We start from the raw sequence: 15,410 nt of genomic DNA on the forward strand, positions 1-15,410 counted from the left end.
TTCTCCGTGTCCTCCGTGATCTCTGGGGTTAAATCGCCCTTGCCCTTCTTCGTGCCTTCGCGGTGAAAAGACCTACTCGTCGTCGAGGCCGAGCTCCTGGATCTTGCGAGTGAGGGTGTTGCGGCCCCACCCAAGCAGGGCGGCCGCCTGCTGGCGGTGACCACCGGTCGCGTTCAGGGCCTCGCGGATCACCGTGCGTTCCATCTGCGGCAAGACCGAGCCCAGCAGGTCGTGATCGCCGCGCTGCCAGTGCTGACGGGCGACCTGGGCGAGTTCGGCGGTCCAGTCCCGCGGGCCGGCAGCGACACGGACCGGGGCACTCCCGGGCTCGGCACGGCTCTCGGTCGGCTGGTGCAACTCGGCCGGCAGGTCATCCAGGTGCACCTCGCGGCCCGACGCCATCACGGTGAGCCAGCGGCAGGTGTTTTCCAGCTGGCGGACGTTCCCCGGCCACGGCAGGCGCTGCAGCTCCGCGACCACCTCGGGGCGCATGGTCTTGGCCTCCACCCCCAGTTCCTGAGCGACCTCGGCCATGAAGTGCTGTACCAGCAACGGGATATCCTCCGGCCGCTCGCGCAGGGAGGGCACGTGGATGCGGATCACGTTCAGGCGGTGGAACAGATCCTCGCGGAACAAGCCCGCGCGGACGCGTTCTTCCAGGTCCTGGTGGGTCGCGGCGATGATGCGCACGTCCACCCGGATCGGGGTATGGCCGCCCACACGGTAGAACGTGCCATCGGACAGCACCCGCAACAGACGCGTCTGCAGGTCGAACGGCATATCGCCGATCTCGTCGAGGAACAGGGTGCCGCCGTCGGCCTGCTCGAAGCGGCCCTTGCGACTCTGGTTGGCCCCGGTGAACGCGCCGCGTTCGTGACCGAACAGCTCGCTTTCCAGCAGATCCTTGGGGATGGCTGCGGTGTTCAGCGCGATCAACGGCTGGTCGGCGCGCGGGCTGTGCTGGTGCAGGGCCCGCGCGACCAGCTCCTTGCCGGTACCGGACTCGCCATTGATCAGCACGGTGATATTGCTGCGCGAGAGCCGCCCGATGGCACGGAACATCTCCTGCATGGCCGGGGCCTCGCCGATGATCGGGGTCTCCTCGATCTCGGGACCGGCAGGGCCGTTCTCCTGCCCGGCACGGCGCGCCTCCAGCGCGCGTTGCACCAGGGCCACGGCCTCGTCCACGTCGAACGGCTTGGGCAGGTACTCGAAGGCCCCGGTCTGGTAGGCGCCCACCGCACTCTCCAGATCGGAGAAGGCGGTCATGATGATGACCGGCGGCGGATCCGGGCGAGTCTGCATGCGAGCAAGGAAATCCAGCCCGTTCAGGCCCGGCATGCGGATGTCGGCGACGATGGTGTCCGGGACCGGATCGCGCTCGAGCGCCGCCCAGGCAGCGTCCGCGGTCTCGAAGCCGCGCACGGCGATCGCGTGACGCTGGAGGGCGCGTTCCAGCACCCAGCGAATCGAGTCGTCGTCGTCAATGATCCAGACGATGGGTTCCATCAGTGCGTCTCCTCCCGGCCCTGGGGGGAATCAATAGGAAGCAGGATGTCGAATGAGGTCGCCCCCGGGCGCGAATGGCATTCGATCAAGCCGTCATGCAGCTGGATCAGGCTCTGGGCAATCGGCAGCCCCAGCCCGGTGCCCTCGGCGCGCCCGGTGACCATCGGGAAAAAGATGCGTTCGCGGATCTCCTCCGGGATGCCGGGGCCGTTGTCGCGCACACTCAGTTTGGCCACCAGCCGGTGGCGCTTCCCGGAGATCGTGTACTGGCGCAGGATCCGCGAGCTCAGGGTGATCTGCCCCCCGTCTTCCAGTGCATGCACCGCGTTCTGCACCAGGTTGAGGATGGCCTGCACCAGCATGTCGCGATCGGCCTGCACGTCGGGAATACTGGGGTCGTAGTCGCCGCGGATCTTCAGCCCCAGCGGCAGTTGCACGCTGACCAGGCCTCGGACGTGCTCCAGGACCTCGTGCAGATTGACGGCCTCGCGCCGCGGCATGTTATTCGGCCCCAGCATGCGGTCGACCAGGCTGCGCAGGCGGTCCGCCTCGCGGATGATGATCTGGGTGTATTCCTTGAGGCCCGAGTCGTCCAGCTCGCTGGCGAGCAACTGCGCCGCGCCGCGCAGCCCGCCCAGCGGGTTCTTGATCTCGTGGGCCAGCCCGCGCGTCACTGCACGGGTGATCGCCTGCTGCTTCTGCAACTGTTCCTCGCGGCTGATGCGCTCGTGGCGATCGATGGCGTTCAGTTCGAACAGCAGCTGGCCTGGCCGCTCGCCGGCGGCGTGCAGTGGCGTGATGATCACGTCGGCCAGGAAGCTGTCGGCTCGGAGGGGCTCCATCTGACGGGCACGCAGCGTGATCGGCTGATCCAGGGTCAGCGCCGAACGCAGGCGGTTGGCCAGATTCCGGTCCAGCTTGAGCCATTGCCCCAGTCCGTGACCGACGATGCGTTCGCGGCTAAGCCCGAGCAGGACCTCGGCCGCACTGTTCAGGCTCAGCAGGCGCAGTTCCGCATCGGTCACCAGCACGGCCGTGGAGAGGTCGTCCCACCAGGGCGGGGTGGTCATACCGGGATTGGCAGCGGGCGTAGTCATCGAAAGGCCTCAAGCAGGAATCGCGCCAAGCGAAAATCGCCGGGCGGGACGCTGAAGCCGAGGGCTGCGTCACACCAGGAGCCTGGCCGCCGACACCCTTGAAACCGAAACGCCCCAGAGTGGTGCAATAATAGCACCAATCTGGGGCGTCTACCGCACCACTTCGGTGCGCTATGCGAGTGCCGGCGTCAATTCGGGCCAGGCGTCACCGGCTGCGGCGCCCGGGGAGCCTGCGGTGCCTGCGGTGCTCCGCCCGACGGAAACTGCTGGGGCCGTTGCTGCTGTTGCTGACTGCGCGGGATGGCCATGCGCAGCACGTTGAACTCGATGGTATCGCTGGCGCCCAGTTCCTGACCCGACTCGTCCACGACCCGCGCCTGCAGGGTATAGGCACCGCGGTTCAGGCCCTGGAAGGTCGCGCTCGTCGAGGCCCCCTCGCCGGCAGCCTCCCCGTCCAGCAACCAGACCACACGGTGACCGGCATCAGCGTCAAGCGCCGGTTCAATCTCGAGCTCCGCGGTCACATTGCCATCGTTCGCCCGCACGCCCTCGCCATCCCCCGGCCGCGCGATAGCGACCCGCTGGTAGGCACCCTCCGCTTCGGGCTGACCGCGCGGGCGCACGGGGCGCTCGAGGATCTCACGCGCGCCCTCCAGCGGCACGCCCCGCATCGGCTCACGCACATCGACCGATTCGCTACGGCTCCCCTCGGGGGGGCGGTCGCCGAAGTGGACATTGCCTTGATCGTCGGTCCAGCGATAGACGTCGGCACTCAGGAGCGCAGGGGCGAGAAGGGCGGCCAGGGGCAGCGCCAGCCAAACAGCGATTCGGAACATGGGCTTTCCTCCTTGGAAGGCACGGATCCACGACCCCGCCTCGTTGTGTTTGCGAACGACCGGACCAGGCACCCCGCACGTCATGCGGGCCGGCTGGGCCATCAAGCCGCGGCGCGAACCCAGACACCCTGCAAGCGAGCCGCTTCTACCTGAAGGGCCGCCAGCCGTTCGCGCTCGGCGCGCCCATCGACCCCGGCCTCCAGTGCGGCGAGCCAGTCGTCCAGCGCAGCCAGGCGCAGCAGGGTCGGCGCCGCCCCTCGCTCGATGGCGGTCAACGGCCGCCGCCCGTTATATCCGGACAGCAACGCCCGGTAGCCCTCGGCATCCGGCCGCCCCGCGTCATCCACGGCGACCGCCAGGGCGAGCCGTGCGACCTGCCAGAAGGCCGGCACCGGCGCGGGCGGGAGGACCAAATCGGCCAGGCCGGCGCCCTCCGGATAGATGCGGACCGTCTGCCAGACGCTTCCCGCCAGCGGCAGGTCCTCGAAACGGTACAGCCCCTGATGGTGCAGCTCGGCATCCAGGATCGTCCGCGATTCGGCATCCAGCGAAGACGTGATTGTGTCCGCACGCTCGCGCATCCTCTGCTGCAGCACGCCGCGGCGATAGCCGTCTCCAGCGGGCAGGGCACCGGCCGTGTGGCGGCCCTGCCAGTCGGCCGCGCGCTCGCCCAGGGCCTCCAGGCTGCCAGGCCCCTCGGCCGCGACCGTGCCCTGAATGGCCTGGCCACGAATGGCCTGGCCACGCTCGAGCACCAGGACCACCTGCCCGGCCGCATCATCCTTACCCCGGCCGATCACACGGCCACAGCCAGCAGGGACCTCGCCGAGTGCCTGCTCCAGGGCCGGCGCCGCAGCAGCCGGCAGGCGCAGGCACTGCACCGGCCGGCCGTCGAATTCCGGCCCCTCGGGACCGACCGTCAGTGCCAGATCGACAAGCTCGCCGCAGCGCTGAATTTCGGATTCATTCATTACCATCGGAAAATCACCCAGGACGGGGGTACAAAGTCGGGATCCAGCTCGTTGCGGCGACCATCCAGCGTGCCATCGCCGGTGGTATCAATCAGGTAGTAGGTCGGGCCGACCGCAGGCGTGACCTCGACCATCACCAGCTGGCCGCCCATGCGGTATTCGCGCCGAGTCTCGCCATCGCGCTCGATAATGATGATGTCGGCTTCTTCCAGGGAGCGCTGCTCGCGGGCGCGCTCGTCCAGCACCGGAGGCGACGGGTCGGCAGCCTCGTCCAGTTCCGGCGGCGGCGGGGCATCCCCCCACTCGCGGTCTTCCTGCGCCAGCGCCGAACCGGGCACCAGCAGCAGGGCCGCCAGCAGCGACAGGGGCAGGCTCAGGCGGGTCGGGGTCATCGTCACAGCTCCATCAGTCGTTTCTTTTCTTCCGCGGACGGCTCGAAGCTGCGCGTCTCGTAGTGCTCGAAAATCGCGCTCACCACATCCTCCGGCGAATCCACCAACGAGTATAGCTGCAGGTCCTCCTGGTCGATGGTGCCCTGTTCCACCAGGGTATCCTGGAACCAGTCGAGCAGCCCCTTCCAGAACTCGCTGCCCACGAGGACCACGGGAATACGCCGAGTCTTGCCGGTCTGCACCAGCGTCAGGATCTCCGCCAGCTCGTCCAGTGTGCCAAAGCCGCCCGGCAGGACCACGTAGGCGGATGCATACTTCACGAACATCACCTTGCGCGAAAAGAAGTGGCGAAAACCGAGCCCGATGTCCTGATAGGGATTGGAACTTTGCTCGTGGGGCAGCTGGATGTTCAGGCCGATGCTGGGCGAGTGCCCGGCGAAGGCGCCCTTGTTGGCCGCCTCCATGATGCCCGGCCCGCCACCGCTGACCACCGCAAAGCCGGCATCCGACAACTGGCGCGCGGTCGTCTCGCCCAGCTGGTAATAGCGATGTTCCGGGGGAAAGCGTGCAGAACCAAAGATGCTGACCGAGGGCTTGATGTGCGCCAGGCGCTCGAAGCCCTCCACGAACTCCGCCATGATCTGGAAGATCTTCCAGCTTTCGCGGGTCAGGGCAGAGTCATCAATCGGACGCAGGCCCGGGTGTTCGGCACGTTCACGGTTGTTCATGCGGCGGGTTCCTCGGATGGAGACTCAAGCGTAACGGGCGCCCCGCGTCCATACAAACGTATCCATACAAATGGCCCGCACGAATGGGCGCCTCACGGCCAGCCCTGTAGAATGGCGCGCGTCCCCTGTCCGGATTCCGCCTGCATGTCGCAACCGCCCCTCGTCCTGGTCGACGGCTCCTCCTACCTGTTCCGCGCGTTCCACGCCCTGCCGCCACTGACCGCGCCGGATGGCGCCCCGACCGGCGCGATGATCGGCGTGGCCAACATGCTGCGCAAGCTGCGCGCGGACTACGGGCCGGAGCACATGGCGGTGGTGTTCGACGCCAAGGGCAAGACCTTCCGCGACGACATCTACCCCGAATACAAGGCCACCCGCCCCCCGATGCCGGATGAGCTGGCGGCCCAGATCGAGCCCCTGCACGAGCTGGTCCGGGCGATGGGCCTGCCGCTGCTGTGCGTCGGGGGCGTCGAGGCCGACGACGTGATCGCGACCCTGGCCGACCAGGCGGCACGCGCCGGCCACGCGGTGGTGATCTCCACCGGCGACAAGGATCTCGCCCAGCTGGTGGATGACCGCATCACGCTGGTGAACACCATGAGCGGCGTCACCCTGGACCCGGACGGCGTGCGGGAGAAGTTCGGCGTCGCCCCGGAGCAGATCGTCGATTATCTCGCGCTAATGGGCGACAGCGTCGACAACATCCCGGGCGTCGACAAGGTCGGCCCGAAGACCGCGGCCAAGTGGATCGCGAAGTACGGCGACCTCGACACCATCCTCGAGCAGGCCGACGACATCGGCGGCAAGATCGGCGAGAACCTGCGGGCGGCCACCGACCGGTTGCCGACCTCGCGCGAGCTGATCACGGTCAAGCGCGATGTCCCGCTGGATGTCGGCCCCGACGACCTCGCGATCCAGGAGCCGGACCATGACCGCCTGCTGGAGATGGTGCGCCGCTACGGCTTCACTCGCTGGCGCGCGGAACTGGAGGGCGGCAACGGCGATACCGCCGCCGACAACCCCGGACCCGCGCAGACGAAGGGCGACTACCAGACCGTTCGCGAAGAGGCCGATTTCGCTGGGCTACTGGAGCGCCTGGACAAGGCCGAGCGCGTGGCCTTCGACACCGAGACCACCAGCCTGGATGCGATGCGTGCCGAACTGGTCGGCATGTCGTTCGCGTTCGAGCCGGGTACCGCGTACTACCTGCCGCTGGCCCATACCGGGCCGGATGCCGATCCACAGTTACCGTTCGACACGACGCTGGAGCGCCTGAAGCCGTGGCTGGAGTCCCCGGGCCACGGCAAGCTCGGCCATCACCTGAAGTACGACCGCAACGTGCTGGGCAATCACGGCATCACCCTGCGGGGCATCGTCGATGACACGCTGCTGGAGTCCTTCTGCCTGGACGCCGGCGCCAACCGCCACGACCTGGATTCCCTGGCCGAGCGCCACCTGGACTACAAGACCACGCACTACGAGGACGTGGCGGGCAAGGGCGCGAAGCAGATCCCGTTCGCCGAGGTGGATATCGGCATCGCCACCGATTACGCCGGCGAGGATGCCGACATCTGCCTGCAGCTGGATGCGGTGTTCCAGCCGCGCCTGAAGGAAGCGGAAGGCCCGGCCTTCGTCTACCGCGAGATCGAGATGCCGCTGGTCCCGGTCCTGGCGGATATCGAGCGTGCAGGCGTGAAGGTCGACCCGGACCAGCTCGGCGCGCAGAGCCAGGCGCTGCTGACCGAGATGGAACGTATCGAGCGCGAGGCCTTCGAGGAGGCTGGTGGCGAGTTCAACCTCGGCTCGCCCAAGCAGATCCAGGAGATCCTGTTTGAACGCCTGGGGCTGCCGGTGCTGCGGCGCACGCCCAAGGGCCAGCCCTCGACCGCCGAGGACGTGCTGGAACAGATGGCGGGTGACTACGCCCTGCCACGCCTGATCCTGGAGCACCGCGGGCTGTCCAAGCTGCGCAGCACCTACACCGAGACCCTGCCCCGGCGCATCCACCCCAAGACCGGGCGGGTGCATACGTCCTATCACCAGTCGGGCGCGGCCACCGGACGCCTGTCGTCGTCGGAACCGAACCTGCAGAACATCCCGGTGCGCACCGAGGCCGGGCGGCGCATCCGGCAAGCGTTCATCGCCGAAGCGGGCCACCAGCTGCTGGCGGCCGACTACTCGCAGATCGAGCTGCGCATCATGGCCCACCTGTCGCAGGACGCGGGCCTGCTGCGCGCCTTCGCCGAGGGGCAGGACATCCACCGCGCGACCGCCGCCGAGGTCTTTGGCACAGAGCCGGACCAGGTCTCGAACGACCAGCGCCGGGCGGCCAAGGCGATCAACTTCGGCTTGATCTACGGCATGTCCGCCTGGGGGCTGGCGCGCAACCTCGGCATCGAGCAGGGCGAGGCGCGCGAATACATCGACCGCTACTTCAATCGCTATCCCGGCGTGCACGACTATATGGAGAAGGCGCGCGCCAGCGGGCGCGAGAACGGCTATGTCGAGACGCTGTTCGGTCGCCGCCTGTACCTGCCGGAGATCAACAGTCGCAACGGCGCCCGGCGCCAGCAGTCCGAGCGCGTCGCGATCAACGCCCCGATGCAGGGCACGGCCGCCGACATCATCAAGCGCGCGATGGTACGGGTCGCGAACGACCTGTCAGAGGCGCGAATCGATGCCCGCATGATCATGCAGGTACACGATGAACTCGTATTCGAAGTCGCCGACGACGCACTGGATGCGTTGACCGACCTCGTGCGCCAGGCCATGAGCGGCGCCGCCGATCTCGACGTGGAGCTGGTGGTGGATATCGGCGTCGGCGCCAACTGGGACGATGCGCACTAAATGACGGACGCGCCCGCCATGCGCTTCAATCGGGTCGCCCCCTGGCTGGTCGCGATCCTGTTGCTGGCTACGGCCTGGGTGCTGGCTGATCGCTATCTGGACACCGGCGGTTCGGGCGACGTCACGATTCTCCAGCCGGGCGAGTGCGATCTGAACGTCGCCCCCTGCACCGCCACCCATCCGGCAGGCGGCACGCTCACCCTCGAGATCGCGCCGCGCCCGGTGCCGATGCTGCAACCCCTGGCCCTGACCCTGGATCTGGATGCGACCGCGCGGACCCACTTGGGCGACCCGGAGGCCCTGGAACTGGACCTGGCCGGGGTGGAGATGTACATGGGTTTTCAGCGCCCGCGACTGGAACATACCGGCGACGGCCGCTACGCCGGCGAGACGACGCTGCCCATCTGCACCACCGAGGCCATGACCTGGGCCGCCACCGTCATGCCCGCGGGCGACCCCGATGCGGCCCGGGTCCAGTTCCGCTTCGTCACCCGCCGCAGCCACAGCGACACACCCTGAGGGAGATCGACATGCAGCGCATTCCGCTGAGCAGCCTGTTATGGGCGCTGGCCGTGCTGGCGGCCGGCGCCCTGCTCGTCTTCGTGATGCTCCGCCCGGCACCGCCGCCCGTACCCCAGGGGGCCGACCACGAACGCCTGCCGGTGGCGGATGCGGTATCCGGCGGGCCGATCGAACTGCCGGTATCCACCGAGGGCAACCGGTTCCGGCTCGCGGACCTGGAAGGGCAATACGTCTGGGTGTACTTCGGCTACACCGCCTGCCCGGATGCCTGCCCCACCAGCCTGGGCTGGATCAGCGCCGCGCTGGATCGCCTGCCCCCGGAACTGAAGGACAAGGTGGCAGCGGTACTGGTGAGCGTCGACCCGGAACGCGACGACGCCCAGCGCCTGGAAACCTACGTCGGCCACTTCCACCCGGCCATCCAGGCCGCCACGGGTTCCCACGAGGAGCTACGTCCCATCACCGAACGCTACGGGGTGTACTACGAGCGCACCGAGATCGACTCGGCCATGGGGTATGTGGTGGATCACAGCTCTTCCACCTACCTGATCGGGCCCGAAGGCGAACTCCTGGAGATCCACCCGCACGGGACATCGGCAAGCGAGCTGGTGGCTACCTTGCAGGCCCGAATAGAGGGCCATGAGGGCCGCGAATAAGTTCGCCCCTTTCACGCAGGACGCCTGTGTGAGGCCGGGGCAATCGATTCTGTGAAAAAATTCGCAATCCAGACGGATCCGGCCGGAACTTTGCCCGGACGACGCTTTCTCACTTCATAAGCGCTCTAGCCCAGCGCGGCCCGCTTCTCTCCCTGAGCGGGCACTAGGCCTCTCCACCCCCTGTAGAGGCCGAAATTAGCCCCGGTCCCACCCCAAGGCCGGGGCTTCTTTTTGTCCAAGCCTCCTGACCCAACGCCTGACACCCGGACCCATGCCCGCGGGTCAATCGGACTCGTGGTCGACCAGCCAGTCGCCGAGCAGGCCGCGCAAATCGTCCACGCCCTGGTTTTTCAGGGAAGAAAAGGTCTGCAGCGTCGCCTCCACGCCCATGACCTCGAGCTCGCCATGGGCCTTGCGCAGCTGCCGATCGGCCTCCTGGCGCGAGAGCTTGTCCGCCTTGGTCAACACACAGTGCAGGCGGCAGCGCTCCAGCGGGACCCACTCCAGCAGCTGGCGATCCAGGTCCGTCAGCGGGCGGCGGATATCCATGATCAGCACCAGCCCGATCAGGTTTTGGCGCGTCCGCAGATATGCCCCCAGCAACTGGTCCCACTCGGCCCGCTTGCCGGCCGAGACCTTGGCAAAGCCGTAACCCGGCAGGTCCACCAGCCGCCAGTGCTCTGCCGGCGGCAGGCTGAACAGGTTGATCTCCTGAGTGCGTCCCGGTGTGCGCCCGACCCGCGCCAGCGCCTTGCGCCCGCACAGGGCATTCAGGGCACTCGACTTACCGGCATTGGAACGCCCGGCAAAGGCGATCTCGACGCCGGCATCCTCGGGGAGCTGGGATAGCTGAGCCACCCCGCGCATGAAGGCGGTCTCGCGGAATCGGGGTTGCATGGGGGGATACAGTCCTTGGCCGAGTGCGGGGCTCGGTTTATTTTTGAGTACAAATTAGCATTGTGCTATAAACTGCGCCCCTTATGTTGATCGCCCTGCCATGGGGCACAAGGAACGGGTCGAGACCCGGCACGCATTTACAAGCAGGAGATTCTCCATCATGAACCACAAGCTTTCCGCTCTCTTTGCTGCCCTGTCCGTATCCCTGCTGCTCCCGCTGTCGGCGGCCCAGGCGGGCGATCCTCAGCGCGGCCAGGAACTCTCCCAGTCCTGCGCGGCTTGCCACCAGGCTGACGGCAACAGCGTCAACCCGGAATGGCCCAAGCTCGCCGGCCAGCACCCGAAGTACACCACCAAGCAGCTGGAAGACTACAAGTCCGGCCGCCGTGAAAACTCGCTGATGGCCGGCCAGGTTGCCAACCTGGACGAGCAGGACATGCGTGACCTGTCCGCCTACTTCGCCGAGCAGAGCATCAGCAGCGGCACCGCCGACGAAGAAGTCGTCGAGCGCGGCGAACAGATCTACCGCGGCGGCATCCCGTCGCAGAATGTCGCCGCCTGCATCGCCTGCCACGGCCCCAACGGCAACGGCAACCCGGAAGCGATGTTCCCGGCCGTCGCCGGCCAGCACGCGCAGTACAGCGCCGACCAGCTGCGCTACTTCCGCAGCGGCGACCGCGCCAACGACAACGGTCGCATGATGCGCAATGTCGCGCGCAACATGTCGGATTCCGACATCGAGGCCGTGTCCCAGTACATGGCCGGCCTGCAGACCGGTAACTGATCCGGTCCGCAGTTGTGCCGCGCAGGATGGGCGGCAAAGCGACCCAGGAAAGGGGCGGCCTCGGCCGCCCCTTTTTGTTGGGCGCAAGAAATACACGTTTTGCGGGAATGCCCTCGTAGCCACTTGCGTCATGGTGGGGCACGGCCGAACTCCTCGGCACGCCATCGGTCCACCCAGTGCTCGCGGAACGCCCGTGCAGTTTGTCTTGGAAATTGAACCCCCTCGGGTTGCTTCGCATAGTCGCCAGGGTTAAAGCAGGTTTCAGAATGTCGAATATCGATCAGGCCGCAGACGCCGGCCCGTCCTCCGCATCTCGCCAGAAAGCCGCCCGCAAGCCGCGGCGCAGCCGCATCCTTGTGGATTTCATGGGCTCGATGACTCTGGCGATCACCCTGCTGGTGGCGCTGTCCATCGCCTCCGTGATCGGCACCGTACTGGTGCAGAACGAGCCCTATACGGAGTACCTGATGGATTTCGGGCCGTTCTGGCACGAGATCTTCGCCGGGATGGGCCTGTATCAGGTGTACTCCGCCACTTGGTTCCTGCTGGTGGTGGCCTTCCTGGTCATCTCCACCTCCTTCTGCGTCTATCGCCAATCGCCCGGACTGCTGAAGGATCTGCGCCGCTACAACCTGCAGGTCAAGGAAAAGTCCCTGCGCTCGTTTCACTCGAGCGCCACCGGCGACCTCGACCAGCCGCAGGATGAGTTCGTCGAGCACGCCCATCGGGTTCTGAAGGCTCAGGGCTTCAAGGCCCGCGAGAAGAACAGCGATGGCCAGACCGTCATTGCCGCGATGCGCGGGCGCTGGAACCGCCTGGGCTACCTGCTGACCCACGTCGGCATTGTCGTCATCTGTGTCGGTGCCCTGGCCGATGGCACGACCCTGCTCAAGATCAACGAATGGCTGGGGAACCTGGAGATCGAGACCCGCAGCGTGCCGATCTCCGAGGTCCCGCGCTCGGCCTGGATCCCGGACTGGAACCCGTCCTTCCGCGGTTCGGTGGAGATCCCCGAGGGCGCCTCGGCCAACGTGGTCTTCCTGCCGATGCGGGAAGGCTATTTCGTCCAGGAACTGCCGTTCCGCATCGAACTGGAGGAGTTCCGCATTGAGCGCTTCTCCACCGGCGCCGAGAGCTCCTACGAATCGGACCTGATCATCCACGATCCGAACCGCGACGAGCCGCTGCGGCATACGATCTCGGTCAACTATCCGCTGATCTACAACGGCTATGCCATCTTCCAGGCCAGTTTTGCCGACGGCGGCACCCGCCTGGACATCGACGCCATCCCGCTGGGTCCCGAGGCGCTGCAAGCGCTCGAAGTCCCCGGCCGCGTGTTCCAGGAGATGGACATCCCGACCCCGGATGGCGATACCCGCACCATCGAGTTCACCAACTTCCAGCTGGAGAACGTGGTCCCGCTCCTGAATGAAGAAGGCGTGCGCGAAAACCGGCACATGGGCCCGAGCTTCGACTTCCGCCTGATGGACCGCACCGGCCATGGCCTGTACTACCGCAACTACCAGCGCCCGGCCCTGCAGGAAGGGGCGATGTATTTCCTGAGCGGCGTGCGCGAGAGCCCGGCCGACGAGTTCCATTACCTGTTCCTTCCGGCCGATGCCGACAACTCGCTGGAACGTTTCCGCACCTATCTGGCCATGCTGCACAACCCCGAGGTGCGCAACGAGATCGCCCGCCAGGTCGCCCGTGACGACGACACCGTCGAGGGGTCGCAGAACCAGGCGATTGCGCAAACCGCGGCCGAGTTGATGGGGCTGTTCGCCCAGGGCGGCTACATGGCCGTGCACAACGAGATCGAACGCCGCGTCCCGGCCGAACGCATCGAGGAAGTACGCGACCTGATGGTCCGCATCCTTCACGCCGGCCTCCAGGGGCTTTACATGGAGGTCCTGCAGGACGAGGGTGTGGTCTCGATCCAGGAAGAAGAACAGCGCTTCCTGGAGGACACAATCTCGGCGATCAACGCGATCAGCCTGTATCAGTCGCCGTTCTTCTTCCACCTGAAGGACTTCGAGCACCGCGAGGCCTCGGGCCTGCAGATCGCCCGCGCCCCGGGCCAGAGCACGGTGTACGTCGGCAGCACCATGCTGATTGTCGGGATCTTCCTGCTGTTCTACGTGTCCTATCAGCGCCTGTGGATCATGGCGCGGCGGCGCGAGGACGGCGAAGGCACCCACGTGGTGATGGCCGGCACCAGTAACCGCCATCAAGTGGAATTCGAGGAACGTTTCGCGCATCTTAAGCGCTGGATCATCGAGCAAAAGCCAGTCCGTTCGGACTCGGCTGGCGACGACAGTCACAACAAGAACGCCTGACCCGCGCGTCACCGGAGGAGCACACCATGTCTGTACCCCACGAGGCCCTGGATTTCGAACGGCCCGGTTTCTTCCGCCAACTGCAGTTGCGCGACTGGGCCTACTTTGCACTGATGGCCGCCGTAGCGGTGATCTCGCTAACGCTCTTCGGCGAGAACATGGACCGCTACGACATCGGCGGCCTGATCCTCGCGGTCGGCACCAGCGCCTGGATGGGCTGGTTCTGGCGCCCATGGCAGGCCTTCTCGGTCATCGTCGGAGTGCTGGCGCTGTTCGGCATCTGGCTTTACGGCGACAGCCTGGCCGCCAACGAGACCAATTTCTGGCTGAACTACATCGGTTCCGGTCAGGCCGGCGTCATGTGGATGAGCGTGTTCCTCTATCTCTCCACCGTCGCCTACCTCATGGGCCTGTTCTCCAATTCCGATTTCCCCGCCCGCGTAGGTGCCGCCTTCGCCTGGGTCGGCGCGGGTGCCGGGACCATGGCGCTGCTGGTGCGCTGGCGCGAGATCTACCTGACCGATCCGACCTGGGGCTACATCCCGGTGGCCAACCTCTACGAGGTGTTCATCCTGTTTGCGGCCCTGACTGCGCTGATGTACCTGTACTACGAGCAGCGCACCGGCTCGCGCAACATGGGCGCCTTCGTGATGCTCATCATCGCGGCCGCGGTCACCTTCCTGCTGTGGTACATGTTCACCCGCGACGCGCACATCGTAGAACCGCTGGTGCCGGCGCTGAACAGCTGGTGGATGAAGATCCACGTACCCACCAATTTCGTGGGCTACGGCGGCTTTGCCATCGCCGCCATGCTGGGCGTCGCCTTCCTGATCCGCGATCGCCTGGAACGCACGCGGCCGGACGCCGCGATCACCCAGCGCATCCCGTCCAAGGACACCCTGGACAGCGTGATGTACAAGGCCATCGCGATCGGCTTCGCCTTCTTCACCATCGCCACCGTGCTCGGCGCGATGTGGGCGGCCGAGGCCTGGGGCGGCTACTGGTCGTGGGACCCGAAAGAGACCTGGGCGCTGATCGTCTGGCTGAACTACGCGGCCTGGCTGCACATGCGCTTTACCAAGGGTTGGCGCGGCCCGACCATGGCCTGGTGGGCGATCGTGGGTCTGTTCATCACCACCTTCGCGTTCCTGGGTGTGAACATGTTCCTGTCCGGCCTGCATTCCTACGGAGAACTGTAAATGAAGCGTCGTGAATTCATGGGCGCCCTGGGCGGCGCCGGCCTGCTGCTCGCCACCGGTACCAGCCTCGCGGCCGAATACCGCGAAGGTCAGCACTACCGCGCCATCCAGCCGCCGCTCGACACCGGCCTGGAGGACGGCAAGATCCAGGTCGTCGAGATCTTCTGGTATGGCTGCCCGCACTGCTACGAATTCGAGCCCAAGGTCCAGGCGTGGAAGCCCGGCCTGGCCGACGACGTACAGTTCGAATACCTGCCGGCACCGATGAACGATGTCTGGGCGCTGCATGCCCGGGTCTACTACACCGCCGAGAAACTGGGCGTGCTCGACGAGGTGCATCAGGCGTTCTACGACGCGATCCACGATCAGGGCCGCCAGCTGCGCTCGGAAAGCGCCATCCTGCGCTTCATCAACCAGCGCGGACTGGACGCCGACGAGTTCCGCGAAACCATGCGCTCCGACGCGATTCGCCAGCGGATCGTCGAGGCCACCGAGGCGGTGCAGGACTACGGCGTGGGCGGCGTCCCCACCCTGGTCGTCAATGGCGAGGCTATCGTCTCTGCCAGCATGGCCGGCGGGCACGACGAAATGCTGGAGGTTGCCGACTACCTGATCGAACGTGCCCGCGGCTAACGC

General features: G+C 66.5%; 14 protein-coding genes. 7 read left to right on the plus strand and 7 right to left on the minus strand.

The annotated features are described in order from the left end of the window. Positions 1 to 72: 72 nt before the first annotated feature. The 6 genes from ntrC to TVD_RS13010 form a co-directional block, all read right to left on the minus strand. Positions 73 to 1,509: a nitrogen regulation protein NR(I) gene (ntrC, locus tag TVD_RS12985; RefSeq protein WP_018145059.1), complete on the minus strand. Its 1,437-nt coding sequence runs from the start codon at positions 1,507 to 1,509 to the stop codon at positions 73 to 75. Then, positions 1,509 to 2,606 (minus strand): nitrogen regulation protein NR(II), encoded by a 1,098-nt coding sequence (gene glnL / locus TVD_RS12990; protein ID WP_018937437.1) that lies wholly within the window; start codon positions 2,604 to 2,606, stop codon positions 1,509 to 1,511. The genes ntrC and glnL overlap by 1 nt, the downstream gene beginning before the upstream one ends. Positions 2,607 to 2,794: 188 nt before the next feature. Next, positions 2,795 to 3,442, minus strand: a complete 648-nt coding sequence (locus TVD_RS12995; protein ID WP_019571578.1) for a DUF4124 domain-containing protein — start codon at positions 3,440 to 3,442, stop codon at positions 2,795 to 2,797. 101 nt (positions 3,443 to 3,543) lie between these two features. Further along, entirely contained in the window at positions 3,544 to 4,413 is an 870-nt protein-coding gene (locus tag TVD_RS13000; protein WP_047251785.1) for a hypothetical protein, read from the minus strand. After that, positions 4,413 to 4,805, minus strand: coding sequence for a DUF2782 domain-containing protein (locus tag TVD_RS13005; protein ID WP_047251786.1), 393 nt, complete (start codon positions 4,803 to 4,805; stop codon positions 4,413 to 4,415). Before TVD_RS13005 ends, TVD_RS13000 begins: the two co-directional genes overlap by 1 nt. A gap of 2 nt (positions 4,806 to 4,807) precedes the next feature. After that, positions 4,808 to 5,533 carry an LOG family protein gene (locus tag TVD_RS13010; protein WP_047251787.1) on the minus strand — a complete coding sequence of 242 codons (726 nt, stop codon included), beginning with the start codon at positions 5,531 to 5,533 and terminating at the stop codon, positions 4,808 to 4,810. Between the two features lie 144 nt (positions 5,534 to 5,677). On the opposite strand from TVD_RS13010, the gene polA reads away from it, so the two are divergent. From polA to TVD_RS13025, 3 genes are read left to right on the plus strand one after another with little or no spacing between them, the layout of a single operon-like run. Then, a complete protein-coding gene (gene polA, locus TVD_RS13015; RefSeq protein WP_047251788.1) occupies positions 5,678 to 8,380 on the plus strand; it encodes a DNA polymerase I in 2,703 nt (900 codons plus the stop codon). Beyond that, positions 8,381 to 8,899, plus strand: a complete 519-nt coding sequence (locus TVD_RS13020; protein ID WP_018950928.1) for a hypothetical protein — start codon at positions 8,381 to 8,383, stop codon at positions 8,897 to 8,899. It begins immediately after the preceding gene. Between the two features lie 11 nt (positions 8,900 to 8,910). Further along, positions 8,911 to 9,558, plus strand: a complete 648-nt coding sequence (locus tag TVD_RS13025) for an SCO family protein (protein WP_047251789.1) — start codon at positions 8,911 to 8,913, stop codon at positions 9,556 to 9,558. A gap of 282 nt (positions 9,559 to 9,840) precedes the next feature. Here the strand turns inward: TVD_RS13025 and yihA are convergent, their stop codons facing one another. Next, positions 9,841 to 10,455 (minus strand): ribosome biogenesis GTP-binding protein YihA/YsxC, encoded by a 615-nt coding sequence (gene yihA / locus TVD_RS13030; protein WP_018175968.1) that lies wholly within the window; start codon positions 10,453 to 10,455, stop codon positions 9,841 to 9,843. Between the two features lie 160 nt (positions 10,456 to 10,615). Between yihA and TVD_RS13035 the strand changes: the two genes are divergently transcribed. The 4 genes from TVD_RS13035 to TVD_RS13050 all read left to right on the plus strand — a co-directional run bounded on the left by TVD_RS13035 (position 10,616) and on the right by TVD_RS13050 (position 15,407). Then, positions 10,616 to 11,239 carry a c-type cytochrome gene (locus tag TVD_RS13035; RefSeq protein ID WP_019595158.1) on the plus strand — a complete coding sequence of 208 codons (624 nt, stop codon included), beginning with the start codon at positions 10,616 to 10,618 and terminating at the stop codon, positions 11,237 to 11,239. A gap of 266 nt (positions 11,240 to 11,505) precedes the next feature. Then, positions 11,506 to 13,575, plus strand: a complete 2,070-nt coding sequence (locus tag TVD_RS13040; RefSeq protein WP_047251790.1) for a cytochrome c biogenesis protein ResB — start codon at positions 11,506 to 11,508, stop codon at positions 13,573 to 13,575. 26 nt (positions 13,576 to 13,601) lie between these two features. Continuing rightward, on the plus strand, positions 13,602 to 14,774 hold the full coding sequence (gene ccsB, locus TVD_RS13045) for a c-type cytochrome biogenesis protein CcsB (RefSeq protein WP_018937446.1): 1,173 nt from the start codon (positions 13,602 to 13,604) through the stop codon (positions 14,772 to 14,774). After that, positions 14,775 to 15,407 (plus strand): thiol:disulfide interchange protein DsbA/DsbL, encoded by a 633-nt coding sequence (locus tag TVD_RS13050; RefSeq protein WP_018937447.1) that lies wholly within the window; start codon positions 14,775 to 14,777, stop codon positions 15,405 to 15,407. Positions 15,408 to 15,410 lie beyond the last annotated feature (3 nt).

Source organism: Thioalkalivibrio versutus (genome assembly GCF_001020955.1).
GTDB lineage: Bacteria > Pseudomonadota > Gammaproteobacteria > Ectothiorhodospirales > Ectothiorhodospiraceae > Thioalkalivibrio > Thioalkalivibrio versutus.